The organism is Pseudomonas sp. ASL4, from assembly GCF_056680395.1.
Genome location: NZ_CM155280.1, coordinates 2559431 through 2577153, shown reverse-complemented (window position 1 = coordinate 2577153; position 17723 = coordinate 2559431). Strand labels below are relative to the sequence as shown.

At 58.9% G+C, this 17723-nt stretch carries 13 protein-coding genes, 4 tRNA genes and 1 pseudogene; 8 read left to right on the top strand and 10 right to left on the bottom strand.

Annotated features, from left to right (window positions below; all coding sequences use genetic code 11):
• Positions 1-176: 176 nt before the first annotated feature.
• Positions 177-2627 (top strand): acyl-CoA dehydrogenase, encoded by a 2451-nt coding sequence (locus tag AC1MEW_RS11705; RefSeq protein WP_480426316.1) that lies wholly within the window; start codon positions 177-179, stop codon positions 2625-2627.
• 74 nt (positions 2628-2701) lie between these two features.
• Complete coding sequence (locus tag AC1MEW_RS11700; protein WP_007905217.1) at positions 2702-3109, top strand: PA2817 family protein; 408 nt, start codon at positions 2702-2704, stop codon at positions 3107-3109.
• 140 nt (positions 3110-3249) lie between these two features.
• On the opposite strand, the gene AC1MEW_RS11695 is transcribed toward AC1MEW_RS11700, so the two are convergent.
• A complete protein-coding gene (locus AC1MEW_RS11695) occupies positions 3250-4248 on the bottom strand; it encodes a LysR family transcriptional regulator (protein ID WP_201205793.1) in 999 nt (332 codons plus the stop codon).
• A gap of 90 nt (positions 4249-4338) precedes the next feature.
• On the opposite strand from AC1MEW_RS11695, the gene AC1MEW_RS11690 reads away from it, so the two are divergent.
• From AC1MEW_RS11690 to AC1MEW_RS11675, 4 genes are all read left to right on the top strand, one after another.
• A complete protein-coding gene (locus tag AC1MEW_RS11690; protein ID WP_201205795.1) occupies positions 4339-4965 on the top strand; it encodes an alanyl-tRNA editing protein in 627 nt (208 codons plus the stop codon).
• Positions 4966-5056: 91 nt separating this feature from the next.
• Positions 5057-5827: a 2OG-Fe(II) oxygenase gene (locus tag AC1MEW_RS11685; RefSeq protein ID WP_201205797.1), complete on the top strand. Its 771-nt coding sequence runs from the start codon at positions 5057-5059 to the stop codon at positions 5825-5827.
• Between the two features lies 1 nt (position 5828).
• Positions 5829-6467 carry a LysE family translocator gene (locus AC1MEW_RS11680; protein WP_201205799.1) on the top strand — a complete coding sequence of 213 codons (639 nt, stop codon included), beginning with the start codon at positions 5829-5831 and terminating at the stop codon, positions 6465-6467.
• A 198-nt stretch (positions 6468-6665) separates the two neighbouring features.
• The gene (locus AC1MEW_RS11675; RefSeq protein ID WP_480426313.1) at positions 6666-8405 is read left to right on the top strand and encodes a dipeptidase; all 1740 of its coding nucleotides are present in this window, start codon (positions 6666-6668) and stop codon (positions 8403-8405) included.
• A 191-nt stretch (positions 8406-8596) separates the two neighbouring features.
• Here AC1MEW_RS11675 and AC1MEW_RS11670 read toward each other — a convergent pair.
• From AC1MEW_RS11670 to AC1MEW_RS11655, 4 genes are all read right to left on the bottom strand, one after another.
• Positions 8597-8672, bottom strand: a tRNA-Gly gene (locus tag AC1MEW_RS11670).
• 3 nt (positions 8673-8675) lie between these two features.
• A tRNA-Glu gene (locus AC1MEW_RS11665) sits at positions 8676-8751 on the bottom strand.
• Positions 8752-8856: 105 nt separating this feature from the next.
• A tRNA-Gly gene (locus AC1MEW_RS11660) sits at positions 8857-8932 on the bottom strand.
• 3 nt (positions 8933-8935) lie between these two features.
• Positions 8936-9011 (bottom strand) — tRNA-Glu (locus AC1MEW_RS11655).
• 393 nt (positions 9012-9404) lie between these two features.
• Between AC1MEW_RS11655 and AC1MEW_RS11650 the strand changes: the two genes are divergently transcribed.
• Positions 9405-10163, top strand: a complete 759-nt coding sequence (locus tag AC1MEW_RS11650; protein WP_201205802.1) for a hypothetical protein — start codon at positions 9405-9407, stop codon at positions 10161-10163.
• A gap of 716 nt (positions 10164-10879) precedes the next feature.
• Here the strand turns inward: AC1MEW_RS11650 and AC1MEW_RS11645 are convergent.
• The 4 genes and pseudogenes from AC1MEW_RS11645 to AC1MEW_RS11630 all read right to left on the bottom strand — a co-directional run bounded on the left by AC1MEW_RS11645 (position 10880) and on the right by AC1MEW_RS11630 (position 15362).
• Positions 10880-11584, bottom strand: a complete 705-nt coding sequence (locus AC1MEW_RS11645; protein ID WP_416350745.1) for a methyl-accepting chemotaxis protein — start codon at positions 11582-11584, stop codon at positions 10880-10882.
• 204 nt (positions 11585-11788) lie between these two features.
• Positions 11789-12691: pseudogene (locus tag AC1MEW_RS11640) on the bottom strand (HAMP domain-containing protein); the annotation flags it as partial.
• Between the two features lie 264 nt (positions 12692-12955).
• Entirely contained in the window at positions 12956-14359 is a 1404-nt protein-coding gene (locus AC1MEW_RS11635; RefSeq protein WP_201256105.1) for an aminotransferase-like domain-containing protein, read from the bottom strand.
• Positions 14360-14600: 241 nt separating this feature from the next.
• Entirely contained in the window at positions 14601-15362 is a 762-nt protein-coding gene (locus AC1MEW_RS11630; RefSeq protein WP_201191566.1) for an SDR family oxidoreductase, read from the bottom strand.
• A gap of 237 nt (positions 15363-15599) precedes the next feature.
• Here AC1MEW_RS11630 and AC1MEW_RS11625 point away from each other — a divergent pair, with 237 nt between their 5' ends.
• A complete protein-coding gene (locus tag AC1MEW_RS11625; protein WP_201205807.1) occupies positions 15600-16604 on the top strand; it encodes an NADP-dependent oxidoreductase in 1005 nt (334 codons plus the stop codon).
• Positions 16605-16743: 139 nt separating this feature from the next.
• Here the strand turns inward: AC1MEW_RS11625 and pyrF are convergent, their stop codons facing one another.
• On the bottom strand, positions 16744-17442 hold the full coding sequence (gene pyrF, locus AC1MEW_RS11620; protein ID WP_201256106.1) for an orotidine-5'-phosphate decarboxylase: 699 nt from the start codon (positions 17440-17442) through the stop codon (positions 16744-16746).
• Between the last annotated feature and the right edge of the window lie 281 nt (positions 17443-17723).

Sequence of the window (17723 nt, the reverse complement as noted above, 5' to 3'; positions counted from 1 at the left end):
CATGGGCGCTTTGCCGCTTGCTCCACGAACGATTTCCCAGGCCTGTTGCCCACAGGTCTTACAAAACCCATCTAAGGTTTCCCACGATTTCAATCACCTTGCTCTGACCACCTGTTTTGCGGATGCCGTCTAAGCTCTGAAGGTTGGTTTTGCCTTGGCTTCACGGAGGATTAAATATGCTGTTGTTGTGGATACTGGTTCTGATCGTCGGAATTGCCTATTTGGCCCACCGCCGCATCGCCCCGTTACCTGCTTTGGGTATCGTGGCTGTCTATGTGGTGGCGATGGGTGCCTTCAGCCACCACGCACCAGGCTGGCTGCTGCTGATTCTCTGGGTGTTGATCGCAGCAGTCGCGGCGCCACTGTTGCTACCTGACCTGCGCCGCAAATTCTTCAGCGCGCCGCTGTTCATCTGGTTCCAGAAAACCCTGCCGCCGATGTCGCAAACCGAACGCGATGCGATCGATGCCGGCACGGTCTGGTGGGACGGCGAACTGTTCAGCGGCCGTCCTGACTGGAACAAGCTGCTGTCCTATCCAAAAGCGCAACTGAGCGAAGAGGAACAGGCCTTCATCGACGGCCCGACCGAAGAACTCTGCGCAATGGTCACCGACTGGCAGATTGGCCAGCACATGGACCTGCCAGCCGAAGCCTGGACCCACATCAAGGAACACGGCTTCTTCGCGCTGATAATCCCCAAGGAATTCGGTGGCAAAGGCTTCTCCGCCTACGCCCACTCCCAGGTGGCGATGAAACTCGCGACCCGCAGCGGCGACCTCGCGTCCACTGTGATGGTCCCCAACTCCCTTGGCCCGGCCGAACTGTTGCTGCATTACGGCACCGACGAACAACGCAACCATTACCTGCCACGGTTGGCCCGCGGCGATGACATTCCGTGCTTCGCCTTGACCGGGCCTCTAGCCGGTTCCGATGCTGGCGCGATGCCCGACACCGGGGTGATCTGCAAGGGCGAATGGGAAGGCCAGGAAACCCTTGGCCTGCGCCTGAACTGGGAAAAGCGTTACATCACGCTGGGCCCGGTGGCCACCCTGCTCGGCCTGGCCTTCAAGGCCTACGACCCGGATCATTTACTGGGCGAGAAAGAAGATTTGGGCATCAGCCTTGCGCTGATCCCGACCGACACCGCCGGGGTTGAAATCGGTCGCCGTCACCTGCCGCTCGGCGCCGCGTTCATGAACGGCCCGAACTCTGGCAAGGACGTGTTCATTCCACTGGACTTCCTCATTGGCGGCCAGGAAATGCTCGGCAAAGGCTGGATGATGCTGATGAACTGCCTGTCGGTGGGGCGTTCGATTTCCCTGCCGGCGGTCGGTACTGGCGCGGCGAAGTTCACCAGTCTGGTCACCGGCCAGTACGCTCAGGTCCGCGAGCAGTTCAACGTACCGCTGTCGGCGTTCGAAGGGATTCAGGAAGCCATGGCCCGCATCGGCGGCAACGCCTGGATGATGGACGCCGCCCGGATGCTGACCGCGAATGCAGTGGATCTTGGCGAAAAACCGTCGGTACTGTCGGCGATTCTCAAGTACCACCTGACCGAACGCGGCCGCGAGTGCATCAGCCACGCCATGGATGTGCATGGCGGCAAGGCGATCATCATGGGGCCGAACAACTATCTGGGCCGCAGCTGGAATGGCGCGCCAATCTTCATCACCGTGGAAGGCGCGAACATTCTCTCGCGCAACCTGATGATCTTCGGCCAGGGCGCGATTCGCTGCCATCCGTTTGTACTCAAGGAAATGGCGCTGGCCGGTCGTGAAGACAAGGACCAGGCACTCACCGAGTTCGATGGCCTGCTGCTCAAGCACATCGGTTTCGCGGTGAGTAACGCCGCCAGCACACTAGTGCTGAACCTTGGTTTTGGTCACTTCGAACATTCACCGGGTAACACACTCAGCCAGGGTTACTTCCGCGCGCTGAACCGTCAGGCTGCCGCGTTCGCCATGCTCGCCGACCTCAGCATGATGCTGCTGGGCGGTGAATTGAAACGTCGCGAACGCCTATCGGCCCGTTTGGGGGATGTGCTCAGCAACATGTACCTGGCCTCGGCCGCGCTCAAGCGTTATCACGACCTCGATTCGCCGGAGCACATGGCACCGTTGTTTAACTGGGCGATGGAAGAAAGCCTCGGGCAGTCGGAACGGGCATTGGATGAACTGCTGACTAACTTCCCGAATAAGGTGCTGGGTTGCCTGCTACGGGTGATCGTGTTCCCGTTCGGTCGTCGTCACAAAGGCCCGTCGGACAAACTCGGCGCCGAAGTGGCTGCAGTGATTGGTCGGGCCAAGGGCGATCCGACCCTCGAAGAATTGCTCGGCGGTTGCTACCGTCCGCAATCGGCCGAGGATGCCGTTGGTGCTCTGCAACACGCCTGCAACCTGCTGAATGCAGCGCAACCGTTGCAGAAAAAGCTGCATGTGGCGCTAAAAAGTGGCCAAGTCAAACCGGCGGCCGGGGAGCACGCCATCGATGCCGCGCTGGAAGCCGGGGTGTTGCAGCCGGGTGAAGCGCAGACCCTGCGTGACGCCGAAGTGGCGCGGCGCAAGGTGATCGACGTCGATGATTTCGACAAAGAGGAGTTGGCGCTGGCCGAAGGAAAGGTCCGCTGATCCAGCCATCGATGTAAAAATGGGCGCAGGAGCTTTATACTCCTGCGCCCGTTTTGCTCTTGAGGACTTATCTCGTGTCCAATGTCGTTGCCGACCATCTCGTCTTGCTTGACCACTTGCGCAGCATCCTGGTCGCCGTAGGTGAGGCCGAACAGGTTCCCGAAGAAAGCCATGCCTTGTTCCTGGAGCGCTTCGACGAATTGCGTGCGTTGCTGCCGGTCGATCCGATCGAAAGCCAATACCTGGGCCAGGACATCCTGTGCCAGGTGATCACCCGCTACCCGCAAATCGCTCATCTGGTGCCGCGCGACCTGCTGTGGTACTTCGCTGGTGACTGCCTGCATTACATGCCCGATGATGAAATCGACTTGTATCAGGCGCTGGAAGAGCGTCGTTTCGAAGCCGAACAGAACGATGAACCGTTCGACTGGAACCAGGAAAAACAACTGCTGGCGATGTCGAACCAGGACAGCAAGCACTGATCCCGGATCAGTAATACAAAAGGCCCGCATGGTTGAACATGCGGGCTTTTTTTGTGTTTTGAAGATCAAAAGATCGCAGCCTTCGGCAGCTCCTTGCGCCTGTGGGCGCTGCCGAAGGCTGCGATCTTTTGATCTTGACTTCAGAGCAACCCATCACGCTCGGGTAACTCATACTCCGCCGCCACCTTACCCAACGCACCGGGCTTACCCGGCTTACTCAATGTTGGCTCCTTCTCCAGGCACTCCACCAGATAATCGATAAACACCCGAAGCTTGGGCGGCAGATAGCGGGTCGGTGAGTGCAACAACCAGGCACCGCCATGATAGGAGGCCAGAAAGGTCCAGTCCGGCAGCACTTGCACAATCAACCCCTGCTCCAACGCATAACGGGCGGTGAAGTACGGAAGGCTGCCAATGCCGATGTGCTGCAACACCGCGCCCAAACGCACGCCAGTGTGATTGGCGGCGTATCGCCCGCGCACACCGACGGTCACGGCTTTAGTGCCTTTCTTGAATTTCCAGCGCGCATCGCTCGGGGTTTCGCCCAGGTAGATGCAGCTGTGATTGAGCAAGTCGTGGGGATGCATCGGCGTGCCGTGCTCGGCCAGGTACTGCGGCGTCGCACAGAGCAAGTGGTCAATGGTCAGCAACTGCCGCCCTACCAGTCCTGCGGGCGGCCGATCAGTAATACGGATCGCCAGATCGACATGGTCATCGATCAAATCCACCTGCCGGTCTTCGAGCAACAACTCCACATCCACTTTGGGATATCGGCGCAGAAATTCCGGCATATGCGGGTGAATCACAAATCGCCCCACTGCTTTTGGCACGCTGACCCGCACCAGGCCTTCAGCCTCATGGGTGAACTGGCCGCTGATTTCCATCACTGACTTGGCTGCGCTGACCATCTCCTGGCAACGCTTGAACACCTCTTCGCCACCGTCGCTCAGCCGCAGCTTGCGTGTGGTGCGCTGCAGCAACCGGGTGGCCAGGGCTTTTTCCAGACGCGAAATACTGCGACTGACTGCCGAAGGTGACGAGCCCAACTGACGTGCCGCTTCGGAGAAGCTGCCGGTTTCGACAACCTTGACGAAAATCGCCATTTCACCCAACAGCGGTAGCGGTAGATTTATGCTCACAGCGCAACAGTCCTTTGATGTTTGAACGGATTATCACGCAATTCCACGCTTCATATAATAAAAATAGAAACTTTAATAAGGGCATGGAATATGACGCTTCGCCTCTTTTTCCATAGTGATGACCTCAAAGCCAATGTGGAAGTCCTGGATTGCACGCCCCACGAGAATGAATTCGCGGTCGTTTTGCGCGCCACACTGTTTCACCCCCAGGGCGGTGGACAGCCCTTTGATACCGGCTGGATTGGTGAAAGCCAGGTGCTACGGGTGGTCCAGGATCCGGACCGGATCATCCATTACGTCGACCACCCGGTAAAACTCGGCATGACTCAGATACGGGTCGACGAGCAACGCCGCCAATTCAATACCCGCATGCATTCGGCCGGCCACCTGATTGGCCACTTCGTTCAGGCGCTGGGCTGGATGCCGACCAAGGCGCATCACTGGCCCAACGAAGGCCGCGTGCAGTTCAAACCGGCAGACTCGGCACAAGAGGTTGATGCGCAGATCGTTCAGAGCGGCATCGAACAGTGGATCGCCCATGACCTGCCACGCCTGACTTCACTGCGCGAAGGCGCCCGGGAAATCGGTTTCGGTGAACTTCCGGCCTACGGCTGTGGCGGCACCCATGTACGTAGCCTGAAGGATTTGGGCACAGTCTCGATCGACTCCCTTTCTCAGAAAAAGGGCACGTTGTCCGTCCACTACCACGTGGATTGAGCATTTTGGCGATGTCGACACCGTCATCGCCTGACGCGGGGGCGCCTGCATTCGCGGGCTCCGTTGACTACTCGATAGATGGACCTAAACCATGATGCTTGACGTCGAGCGTCTCGATGAGACGTGCATAAAAAAACTGGCCAATGAAGAAGTCCTCGCCATCCGCGTCAAAGGCTTTTTGCCTCAGCCGCTGGCGGTGCAGATTGGCGACAAGATTCTTGCACCGGGCTTTGAAGGCTATATCAATGCGCCGAGCATCGGTCGCATCGGCATGGCGTTTTACGAAGCGGAAAACCAGCCACTGCTGATCGAAGACTATTTCGAGCGCGCCACCAGCAACATCGAGGAACTGCGCAACCGATGCGCGCCCTACTCGTCCCCGGTCGACACCCTGCGTTGCATGCTTGATGAGTCCTGGCCAGCAGGCGCGCACCTGGAGAACCTCTACGGTCGCAAAATGTATGTCGGGCTGTCCCGAGTGGTGAAGCCCGGGGTGTGCTTTCTCGCCCATCACGACATTTTCGCCAAGGACGCCCCGGACAGTTTCCAGGCCAAAAGCCTGGAGGCGCAATTTGCCTGCAACGTGTACCTGAACATGCCCACCGAGGGCGGCGCGTTGCAGATGTGGGACCACGACATTACCCCCGACCAGTTCGACGAAATGCGTGGCGACAGTTACGGCATCGAGCCGACCCTGCTTGGACCTCCAACCCTGGAGATTCGCCCCGACCCGGGCGATTTCATCATGTTCAATTCGCGCTGCATGCACTCGGTGACCCCGGGCGTGGCAGACCCGCGATTGAGCCTTTCGTTCTTTGTCGGCTACCGCGGCAATGCTTCACCCCTTACCTTTTGGAGTTGAGATGCTTTCGAATTACCTGGGCGAGTTTCTGGCGCTGGCGACCATCCACTTCCTGGCCGTGGTCGCACCCGGACCGGACTTCGCCGTGACCATTCGCCAGAGCGTGCGCTTTGGTCGACTGGTGGGTATCTGCACCGCACTGGGCATCGGTGCGGGGATTTCCGTGCATGTGCTTTACACCCTGCTGGGCGTTGGCGCGCTGATGCACACCACGCCCTGGTTGCTGACAGTGGCCAAGGTCGTGGGCGGCGCCTACATTCTGTATCTCGGCGTCAGTCTGTTGCGCAGCAAACCGAAAACCGCGCTGGAAGGTGACAAGGCGGCAGACGAACCAGTGGTCGAGCAAACACTGTTGAAGGCATTCACCACCGGCTTCCTGACCAACGCGACCAACCCGAAAGCCACGCTGTTTTTCCTGGCGATCTTCACCACCATCATCAGCGCCACGACGCCGCTAAAGATCCAGGCTTTGTATGGCCTTTGGATGTGCTTCGTGAACGCATTGTGGTTTGTGATCGTTGCGCTGTTCTTTTCCAGCGCTCGAGTGCGACTGCTGTTTATGCGCATGGGGCATTGGTTCGAACGCACCATGGGAGTGATTTTGATCCTGTTCGCCGGGCGCCTGATTTTATCGATGTAAACCTCGCGCTCATGCAAAAGGCCCGCTCAGTCTGACTGGCGGGCCTTTTTCGTTTGTGCGTCGCTTTTGCGTTTCTGTGCGACAGATCCCACTTCGAGGGCTCCCCTATCGCTCCCTCATGGTGTTAGTTTAAAAAATGTTTCTGACCTATCGATCAGACATTTCTCACAAACCGCCTGCAAAGGAATGCCCCCAGCAATGGATTTTTCTCTCAAACAACTGGCCGCAACTACATTGATGCTGGCCAGCCTTTCGTCGTTTACCACACTTGCGCACGCCAGCATCACCCCGCAACAGAGCGCGACCATTCTCAAGACTTTCAGTGACGCCTCGGTGACAGACTTCAGGCAGTTCCTGGGAAGCCTGGCCAAGAGCGATCTTGCCAAAACCGACGACCTCGGCCCGGCAATCAGTGCTTTCCTCGACAACAAGACACTTTCCCCAGATCAGCAGAACGAGATATATCGCCTGCTTGGCCTCTATGCACGAGTGAAGTATGGCGCCGATGCCACCGAGACTCTGCGCGAACTGGTGGAAATCCCGACCTTCCAAGTGGAAGGTGTTGCCCAGCATGACAACCCGCAATTCATCAAGATCGCCGACAAGATCAAGGGCCTTGCCCAGGCCTTCAACCTGAACTTTCGCAACATCGACAACCGTGTCTATGAAATCTCCCTGGAAGGCAGTGGCGATGAAGTCGTGGGCATTCACGCGCATGCCGATGTGGTGCCCGTGACGCCGGAGAACTGGGTCCTGAAAGATGGCACCAAACTCGATCCATTCAAGATCACCCTGATCGGCGACCGCATGTACGGCCGGGGCACCGAGGATGACAAAAACGGCATCGTCGTAGCGCTCTACGCCATGAAGATCATCAAGGAAGAGAAGCTGCCACTGGCGAGGAATTTCAAGCTGCTGGTCGACACCACCGAGGAAACCACCGGCGACGCCATCCCCTATTACTTCGAACACAACCCGATACCCAACTACAACCTGGCGCTGGATGGCGGCTATCCGGTAGTGATTGCCGAGAAAGGCTACGGCACCGTCATGGCGAGCTTTGCCAAGCGCAAGGCAGAGGGCAAAGGCGCCGAAATCATCTCGATGACGGGCGGCCTGGCCACTAACCAGATTCCGTCGGCTTCGGTCGCCACCCTGGTGACTGACAAACCCGCCGAATTGGCTGCCAGCCTGCAGACGGCCGGGACTGACTATGCCAAGCGCAATGGCGGCAACTTCGAAGTGAGCGCCAAGGTCGACGGCAAGGACGTCAAACTGACGGTCACCGGCGTCTCCGCCCACTCCTCCGAGCCCGAATCAGGCGTCAACCCGGTAGCCAGGATGCTGGACTTCATCAACAGCCTCGACGGCAAGGTTGCGCTCAAGCACAACCACATCACTGACGCCGCCCGTTACGCCGCCGATAACTGGGGCCTGGACTATCTGGGTGGCAAATTGGGCGTTGGTTTTTCCGATGCCTTCATGGGGCCGCTGACCACGTCCCTGACCTATGTCGGGATGGATAAGAAAGCCTTCAAGCTCGCGGTCAATCTGCGCGTGCCGAAGGGCGAGTCCCCGGAAGCGCTCAAGACGAAAATTGCTGAAAAGATTGGCGCCTGGAGCAAGAAGTCCCACGTTGCAGCAACCTTCAACTACTCGATCGCTGAGCCTATGTACCGCAACCCTGAGGGCGAATGGGTCAAAGCCCTGCTGGCCGTGTCCACTGAAAACCTCGGCATGGAACACAAGTTCGGCAGCTCCGCTGGCGCCACTTCGGTCCATGAGCTGCCCAATGGCGTGCAGTTCGGCCTGGCCCGGCCAGAGGTCAAGTACACCGGGCACACTGACAACGAGTTCAAGACTGTCGACCAGTTCCTGCTGGACCTGCAGATCGTGACCGAGATGATGGGGCGTATCGGGCAGTTGCCGAAGCTCTGATTCGCTAGTCGGGCCCGCTCTATTGGCGGGCCCTACGCAAAAAAATGTGGGAGCGAGCCTGCTCGCGATTGCGGTGTATCAGTCGAAAAGTGCGCCAACTGACAGGCCGTAATCGCGAGCAGGCTCACTCCCACAAAAAAAATGCGCAAACAAAAACGCCGCTCATCACTGAGCGGCGTTTTTGTTAAATATGGAGCGGGAAACGAGACTCGAACTCGCGACCCCGACCTTGGCAAGGTCGTGCTCTACCAACTGAGCTATTCCCGCAAATGGCGTCCCCTAGGGGACTCGAACCCCTGTTACCGCCGTGAAAGGGCGGTGTCCTAGGCCACTAGACGAAGGGGACACGCTAACTGAAACACATGGTGTGTATTCCAGTGCCCAAATCCGTATCCGAAGATATCGGTTCTGGTTTCACTCAGCTTTGCCCGAAAGCAACGCTGTTTAAAATTGGAGCGGGAAACGAGACTCGAACTCGCGACCCCGACCTTGGCAAGGTCGTGCTCTACCAACTGAGCTATTCCCGCATATGGCGTCCCCTAGGGGACTCGAACCCCTGTTACCGCCGTGAAAGGGCGGTGTCCTAGGCCACTAGACGAAGGGGACACACGTACAACATTCACTACCTACCGCGTTTCGCTGTGTGCTTTACGCTGTAAGTGGCGCGCATTCTATGGATGGATTGAGGGGTCGTCAACCCCCTGATATAAATTTATTTAAATCAATGACTTCGCCCCGCTTTGGGAGGCGAATCCGGGTTTTCCGTCGTCCGGCGTTTGACGCCTATATTCTGGCACCCGCCAAGGCGCTATAGTCCACCCACGCAACAAATGATGGCAATGTGCACCTCGCGCGCTATTACTTATATAAGCAGCCTTGCGGCCGATATAAGTAGAGTCGTGGCCGATTCAACTCGTCGAGCGGCCCTATGCGCCCCCATGCCAAGCCACTACACTCGCACGCGAACCCTATAAAGAGGTCTTACCGGTGACACCACTCATGATCACCCTGCTAGTCATAGCCGGGATCGCACTATTGATCGCCATTGGCTACATGAACCATGTGGTGGAAAACAATAAGCTGGAAAAGGCCCGTACCAAGGTTGAACTCAACGACCGTTTGCGTCGCTGTGGCGAAATCACCGAGACCTTCCCCGGTCAGTTGATGACACCAGCGCTCAAGCTGCTGCTGACCCGTCTGGAGCTGAACGTCTGCCAGCGCCTGCTGAACCTTGAGAAAACCAGTGCATCGGTCAAGGCACGAATCGCCGAGCTGAACACCCTGGTTGCCCAAGGCGAATCGATCCCGGTGAACAACCCCCCGGCACCGATCCAGACCGAGGCCAAGGCCAAGGACGTGCGCTTCCTGCTCGAAGCCTTGCATGGCCAGATCACCCGCGCTGCTCAGGACGGCTTCTTGCCGACCAATGAAGCCAAGCGCTGGATCCGCGAAGTGCGCCACATCCTGGTGCTGCTGCACATCGAGTTCTTCAACAACCTCGGCCAACACTCCCTGCAACAGAACCAGCCTGGCCAGGCTCGCCTGGCGTTCGAACGCGGCGTGCAATACCTGCGCAAGCAACAAGAACCGCAGATATACGCCGAACAACTCGAATACCTGGAAAAACTCCTGGCTCGCGCCAACGCCCAAGTCATGGACAAAACTGCCCCGGCAGAAGGCGAGGTCAACCAATTGACCGAAGGCCTCAAAGACGTCGAGGCCGATGCCGACTGGAAGAAGAAAGTGATTTACGACTGATTGGAAGAAAAAAAGAGCCACCGAGAGGTGGCTTTTTTTTGCCTTGGATTTGATGGGGGAAGATCAAAGGATTGCAGCCTTCAGCGCCCACAGAAACCATTGCACTAACAATAGATTGATAGGCCTTCAGTGCGCCTTCGCGAGCAAGCTCAACTCCTACAATGGGGGTGAGTACATCCGAGGGAGATTGGTCGGCTGTCAGGCCGCCTTCGCAGGCAATCCAGCTCCCACAATTGGACCGAGTGCATCCGAAAGATATGGGTCGGCTGTCAGGCCGCCTTCGCGGACAAGCCTCGCTCCTACAAAAGCAGAATCAAAAGCAGAGCGGCGTACACCCACCCGCTCCTCACCACTCATTAGGCCGAGCGTTAGCTCGCCTGCTCTTGATCTTGCTCTACCCGCCCCTTCGGGAGGCTGAGTGGAGGTGTTCATCTGGGGGTTAGGCGCGTAGCGCCGTTCGACGAAGTCGAACACATCGAGAGGAGGTCGAAGCGAAGCCGACCGGAGGCGATGCCCCCAGATGAATACCGGAACGAAGGCACGCCGAGCCTAAGCGAGGGGCCGGACGCCGGGGCGAGACCTTTTGGTTACTTTTGGGGCGTTTGCCAAAAGTGACCCGCTGTAAGAGCGGAACCATAAGAAGCCGTTACCGCAACAAAGGATATGTACTCAACCAACAAGAACCTGGTCGGCCCTAAGGCCGCCAAGTCAACGCGTCAAAGTCGAAAATGCCCGACCATCCCCTTAAGCTCAACCCCCAACTGCGCCAACTCAATACTGGACGCCGCATTCCCCCGCATCGCCAACGAAGACTGATCCGCACTCGCACGAATACTCGTCACACTGCGATTAATCTCCTCAGCCACCGAACTCTGCTCCTCGGCCGCCGCCGCAATCTGCTGGTTCATCTGCTGAATCAACGACACCGCCGCCGCAATACTCCCCAACGCACTCTCAGTCTGCAGCGCATCACTGACCGCCAACTTAACCAACTCACCACTGTTCTGAATCTGCCGTACCGACGACTGCGCCGCCGAACGCAAGGCACTCACCAACCGCTCGATCTCCTCAGTCGATTGCTGAGTACGCTTGGCCAGCGCCCGTACTTCGTCGGCCACCACCGCAAAGCCCCTGCCCTGCTCACCCGCCCGGGCTGCCTCGATGGCCGCGTTGAGGGCCAACAGGTTGGTCTGCTCGGCCACGCTTTTGATCACGCTGAGCACCGTGCCGATGTTCTGGATCTCCGCACTCAGGCTCTCGATACTGGAACTGGCCGAAGTCGCCGAATCCGCCAGTTGCTCGATCCGCGCCATGCTCTGGCGTACGACCTGCTGACCACTCTCGACCTTGTCGTCCGCGGTCTGCGCCGCCGTGGCGGCTTCCTCCGCGTTACGGGCGACGTCATGCACCGTGGCGGTCATCTGATTCATTGCCGTGGCGACTTGCTCGGTTTCTTCTTTCTGGCTGCTGACTTCCAGGTTGGTCTGCTCGGTCACCGCTGACAGCGATTGCGCGGAACTGGCCAACTGTTCGATGCCGGCCTGCAAACCACTGACGATACTGCTCAGGCCTGCGCCCATCTGTTGCATGGCCTGCATCAACTGACCGATTTCGTCGCGGCGGGTTACTTCAACCGTCGCACTCAAATCACCCGAGGCAATCTGCTGAGCGACACGAATCACACTGCGCAGCGGCGCCACAATCAACCGGGTAATCACCCACGCCGCGATCAGCCCGACCAGCAGCGCCAGCGCCGAGGAGCCAATGATCAACAACGAGTTCTTTTTCAGCTCGGCCTGCATCGCCCCGTCTTCAGCCACGTAGGCCTGATCCACCCGCTCCACCACTTGAGCGGCGCGCTGGTGCAGTTGCTCATAGACGGTTTTTTCCTGGGCCAGGAGGCCGGTGTACTCGGTGAGTTTGTCACTGAAACTGGCGATATGACCGGTCACTTCATTGAGGACAGTCTGGTAACCCTCGTCCTTGACCGTGGTTTTCAGCTGCTCGGCCTGAGCCAGTGCCTGGTCGGCCTGCTCGATCTTGCCCTTGCCGGCGCTGTCGTCGTCACCCTTGCGGCTCTGGTCGAGGCGCACACGGGCCTCATTCATGGCCTGCAACATCAACCGTGACACTTGGCTGACCTGATTGGCCTGCTCAATGAACTGCGAACCATCCTTGCCCTCGGACTCCTTCAAGGCATAGGCGCCATCGTCTGCGAGGCCGGCCTGCAATACATCGAGGTTATTGGCCACGCTGGACACCGACCAACTGGCCATTTCCAGGGCCAGGTCCTTGGCCTGGGTCAATGAGACAAATTCGTCGAAGGCCTTGCGATAGGCACCAAGCGACTGCTCGACATCGTTCATGACCGGCACGTTGAGCGCCGACTGCGCCTTCAACTGAGTCGCCAGGGCAATCAGCGCATCAACCCCCTGATGCAGCGCATCGGCGGTTTTCGGGTTGCCGTGCAAGGCGTACTCCTGCTCTAGCAAACGCACCTTGAGCAAGCCGCTGTTAAGCGATGACATCTGCTTGAGCCCGTCGAAACGCTGACTGATGGTTCGCAGGGACCATACGCCAATGGCTGCCACCAAGGCTGTCAACAACAGCACCAGGACAAACCCGACACCCAGTTTTTTTGCCATACCGAGGTTGGCAAAACGTCCTTGCACGGCCGAAATCATTGCTCGTAGTCCCCTGCCAAAGTCTGTAGATGGAGATTCGCAACGGGCCTGTGTCAACACAAGTCTCTGGCGTCGGAATAATGGCAAAAAGCTACGCCTACGTCGTTTTCAGAACGTTTTAGGTCGATCCACAGCGGTGGCCTGAAAAAACCGCCGGGCACGCGGATCGCAGGCACTGGCGACATTGATCCGTTGCCAGTCATTGGCTTCACCGGTCGGGCTGAATGCCGTAGGAGAAGACAGCAGCACACCGAAACGCCGCGCCTGCACGCGCAGCTGAGCGTAGTCGGACATCGGCGGTCGCGCCCAGATGAACAAGCCTCCGGCAGGCTTGCCGAAGACTTCCCACTCGGCATCTTCGAGCAACTGCAACGCCGCAACCCGGTCCATGCTCAGACGCTGACGCAGGCGTTGTACCAATTTGCGATAGGCACCTGAGGCCAACAACCCGGCCAGCACCGACTCGCAAAACCGCGAGCCGCCCATGCTGCTGATCATCTTGACCTCGGCCAGCCGTGAAATGAGCCCGGCACCCGCCACCACAAACCCCACCCGCAATGAGCTGCTGAGGGTCTTGGAAAAGCTGCCGACGTAGATCACCCGGGCGTCGTCATCCAGCGCGGCGAGGCGTGTGCCCGGACCATGGTGCAAATCCGCATAGACATCATCTTCGATCACCAGCACGCCATGGGTTTTGCACAGTTGCAGAACCCGCTGCGCCACTGCCGGCGTCACGCAACTGCCGGTGGGGTTGTGGTGGTAGCTATTGATGAACAAGGCTCGAGGATTGTGTTTGATCAACAACCGCTCAAGCGCTTGCGTGTCGGGCCCACGCGGCGTGCGGGGCACCTCGAGCATGCTGACTCCGTGCAGCCGGAGCAAATCGAACAGATGAGAAAAACCGGGGTTTTCCACCACCACGCAGTCCCCCGGCCTGAGCAAGGTCCGCACAATCAGGTCGAGCCCTTGGCTGGCGCCGACCGTGGTCAGGACACAACTGTCGTCCACCTCGATATTGAGCGGCTTCAAGCGCTTGAGGATCTGCTGACGCAGCGCAAGCAAGCCCAGTGGCGTGCTGTAGTTGAACAGACCGGCCATGTCGGTACGGGCCACCTGACGGATCGCGTAACTGAGGTCGTCGGTTTCGCGCCAGCTTTCGGGCAGCCCGCCACACCCCAGCATCAGCTCACCCGACAGACTGTTGCTGAAATCCGTTTGCATCGCCTCTGCGCCTTCGAACCTGGGAAGATCCCACGCATCCGGCACCACCGGTGCTGATGCGGCGACAAAGAACCCCGAACCATGACGCGAGGCCAGGACCCCTTGGGCGACGAGGCGCTCACAGGCTTCAACGACACTGGATTGACTGAGCAAATTGATCCGCGCGATGTGTCGCACAGAAGGCAAGCGAGTCGCGGGCGGCACTTCGCTTTGACGGATCCAGCCCGCGAGTCCGTCGACGATTTGCTGTACGACGGGCACCATTGCCTGTCGATCAATTCTCAATTCCATGAGCAAGCCAACTCCTGTCCATTTTGCTGACAGCAGTTAATCACAGGAACACTCGTTCGGCTGTGCGACAACACCGCCAAAACCGCCGGTTCTAACCATTTGAAACACATTGTCCGGGGTCTTCACGGAACCTGTGGGAGCGGGCTTGCTCGCGAAGGCGGTATAACAGTCAACAGAAGTGTTGAATGCCAAGCCGCCTTCGCGAGCAAGCCCGCTCCCACACGGTTCGCGTTAGCAACATTCAGAATGCAGTGACGCCACCATCCACGGCCAGCGAATGCCCGGTAGTGAAGGCCGCGCCGTCACTGCACAGATACAGCACCGCGCTGGCGATTTCCTCGACCTTGCCGATGCGACCTACCGGGTGCATGGCATTGGCGAACTCACCCTTCTTCGGGTCAGCCTCATAGGCGCGACGGAACATGTCGGTGTCGATCACCGCCGGGCACACTGCGTTTACGCGGATCTTTTTCTTTGCATATTCAATGGCGGCCGATTTGGTCAGGCCGATCACCGCGTGCTTGGAGGCGGCGTAAATGCTCATCTTCGGCGCAGCACCCAGGCCGGCTACCGACGCAGTGTTGACGATCGCCCCGCCGCCCTGGGCCAGCAGCAACGGCAACTGATACTTCATGCACAACCAGACGCCTTTGACGTTGACGCCCATGATCGCGTCGAACTCATCGATCGTGCCGTCGGCCAGCTTGCCTTTTTCGATCTCGATACCGGCGTTGTTGAAGGCATAGTCGAGACGGCCGTAGGTATTCACCACTTCGTCCATCAGATGTTTTACCTCGCTTTCCACGGTGACGTTGCAGCGCACGAAGGTCGCTTCGCCGCCCGCCGTGCGAATCAGCGCTACCGTGCCTTCGCCGCCCGCCGTGTCCAGATCGGCAACCACGACCTTCAACCCTTCAGCCGCAAAGGCCTGGGCGGTGGCGCGGCCAATACCGTTGGCGGCACCGGTCACAACGGCTACCTGGCCGGAAAACGTCATGCTCATTGTTATGTCCTCGAAGAGAAGAATGCGGCGCGATTGCGTGCTTGCAGTCTAGCCACAGGGGCCTGCCGCGCGGCAGCACTATCAGAAGGCCGGTTGAGCGCCCATGAATCGCAGTGATAGAAGCGACCGCCCGACTATCACTGCACTGGATCGACCTGCATTCGCCGCATCAGCCAACCTTGCGGCATCAGCCATGAAGGTCTATCAACAAAGCTTCATTCATCTTGAGTGCCTGTCATGACTACCCAGACCAATCGCCAGTTCCTGCTCGCCAAACGCCCGGTAGGCCCGGCGACCCGCGAAACCTTCACCTATCAAGAAGTACCGGTCGGCGAACCGGCCACGGGTCAGATCCTGGTCAAGAACGAATACCTGTCCCTGGACCCGGCCATGCGTGGCTGGATGAACGAGGGCAAGTCCTACATCCCGCCGGTCGGCCTGGGTGAAGTAATGCGCGCATTGGGTGTAGGCAAAGTGATTGCGTCGAACAGCCCGGGCTTTGCGGTGGGCGACTACGTTAACGGCGCCCTGGGCGTTCAGGATTACTTCCTCGGCGAGCCGCGAGGCTTCTACAAGGTTGATCCGAAACTGGCGCCACTGCCGCGCTACCTGTCGGCGTTGGGCATGACCGGCATGACCGCCTACTTCGCTCTGCTCAACGTCGGCGTACCGAAGGCCGGCGACACCGTAGTGCTGTCGGGCGCGGCAGGCGCGGTGGGGAGCATTGCCGGGCAGATCGCCAAGATCAAGGGCTGCCGCGTCATCGGCATTGCGGGCGGCGCCGACAAGTGCAAGTTCCTGATTGATGAACTGGGTTTTGACGGGGTCATCGACTACAAGAACGAAGACGTGGTCGCCGGGCTCAAGCGCGAATGTCCGAAGGGCGTGGATGTGTATTTCGATAACGTCGGCGGCGATATTCTCGATGCTGTACTGAGTCGCCTGGCAATGAAAGCGCGAGTGGTGATTTGCGGCGCCATCAGCCAATACAACAACAAGGAAGCGGTCAAGGGCCCGGCCAACTACCTGTCGCTGCTGGTCAATCGCGCACGGATGGAAGGTTTTGTAGTGATGGACTACGCCGCGCAATTCACCGCCGCCGGACACGAAATGGCCGGCTGGATGGCCAAGGGGCAGTTGCAGAGCCGGGAAGACATTGTGGAAGGACTGGAGACGTTCCCCGAGACGCTGATGAAGTTGTTCAGCGGGGAGAATTTCGGGAAGTTGGTTCTGAAGGTTTAACCCGATATTTCAAAGCACCACAAAACCAATGTGGGAGCGAGCTTGCTCGCGATAGCGGTGTGTCAGACAACATTGATGTCGACTGACATGCCCTCATCGCGAGCAAGCTCGCTCCCACATTTTGATCTTCAGCGTTTGGTCAGGCGATTTCGGCTACAACCGCCGCCAACGCCTTCGCCGGATCCGCCGCCTGGCTGATCGGACGGCCGATCACCAGATAGTCGGAACCAGCATCCAGCGCCTGACGTGGGGTCAGGATGCGGCGTTGATCGTCCTGGGCGCTGCCCGCCGGACGAATCCCCGGGGTGACCAGTTGCAGCGACGGGTGGGCCGCCTTCAGGGCCTGGGCCTCCAGGGCCGAGCACACCAGACCGTCCATCCCGGCTTTTTCCGCCAACGCGGCCAGACGCAGCACCTGCTCCTGCGGCTCGATATCCAGGCCAATAGCCGCCAGATCCTCACGTTCCATGCTGGTCAGCACGGTCACGCCGATCAACAACGGCTTGGGGCCGGTACGCTGGTCGAGCACTTCACGGCAGGCTGCCATCATGCGCAAGCCGCCGGAGCAGTGCACGTTGACCATCCACACGCCCATTTCCGCCGCAGCCTTGACCGCCATCGCGGTGGTGTTCGGAATGTCGTGGAACTTGAGGTCCAGGAACACTTCGAAACCCTTGTCGCGCAAGGTGCCGACGATTTCCGAGGCGCAGCTGGTGAACAACTCTTTACCGACTTTGACCCGGCACAATTTAGGGTCCAACTGGTCGGCCAGCTTCAGTGCGGCGTCACGGGTGGGGAAATCCAGGGCGACGATGATAGGAGTCTGGCAGACGGACATGTGCGGGCTCTCAGGCAGGACGAAATCGGCGCGCATTGTAGCGGAACCAGCGCCGCTGCGGGACCCGATGATCGGTAATTCGTCGTCGCAGCTCAAGCAAGACTAGCCCTTTGGCCAATTGTGTCTAGCCGGATACACTCACGACACGCCCACAACATCCTTCATCGCTACCCTCGGGAGCCGCAACACGCCCTTACAGCACTTCCCGCCTTCGGGCAGGACGCCTATGCTGAAGCCACAACCTCGCAGCCCATCTTTGTGGTTGGCAGCCTACCTGGCAG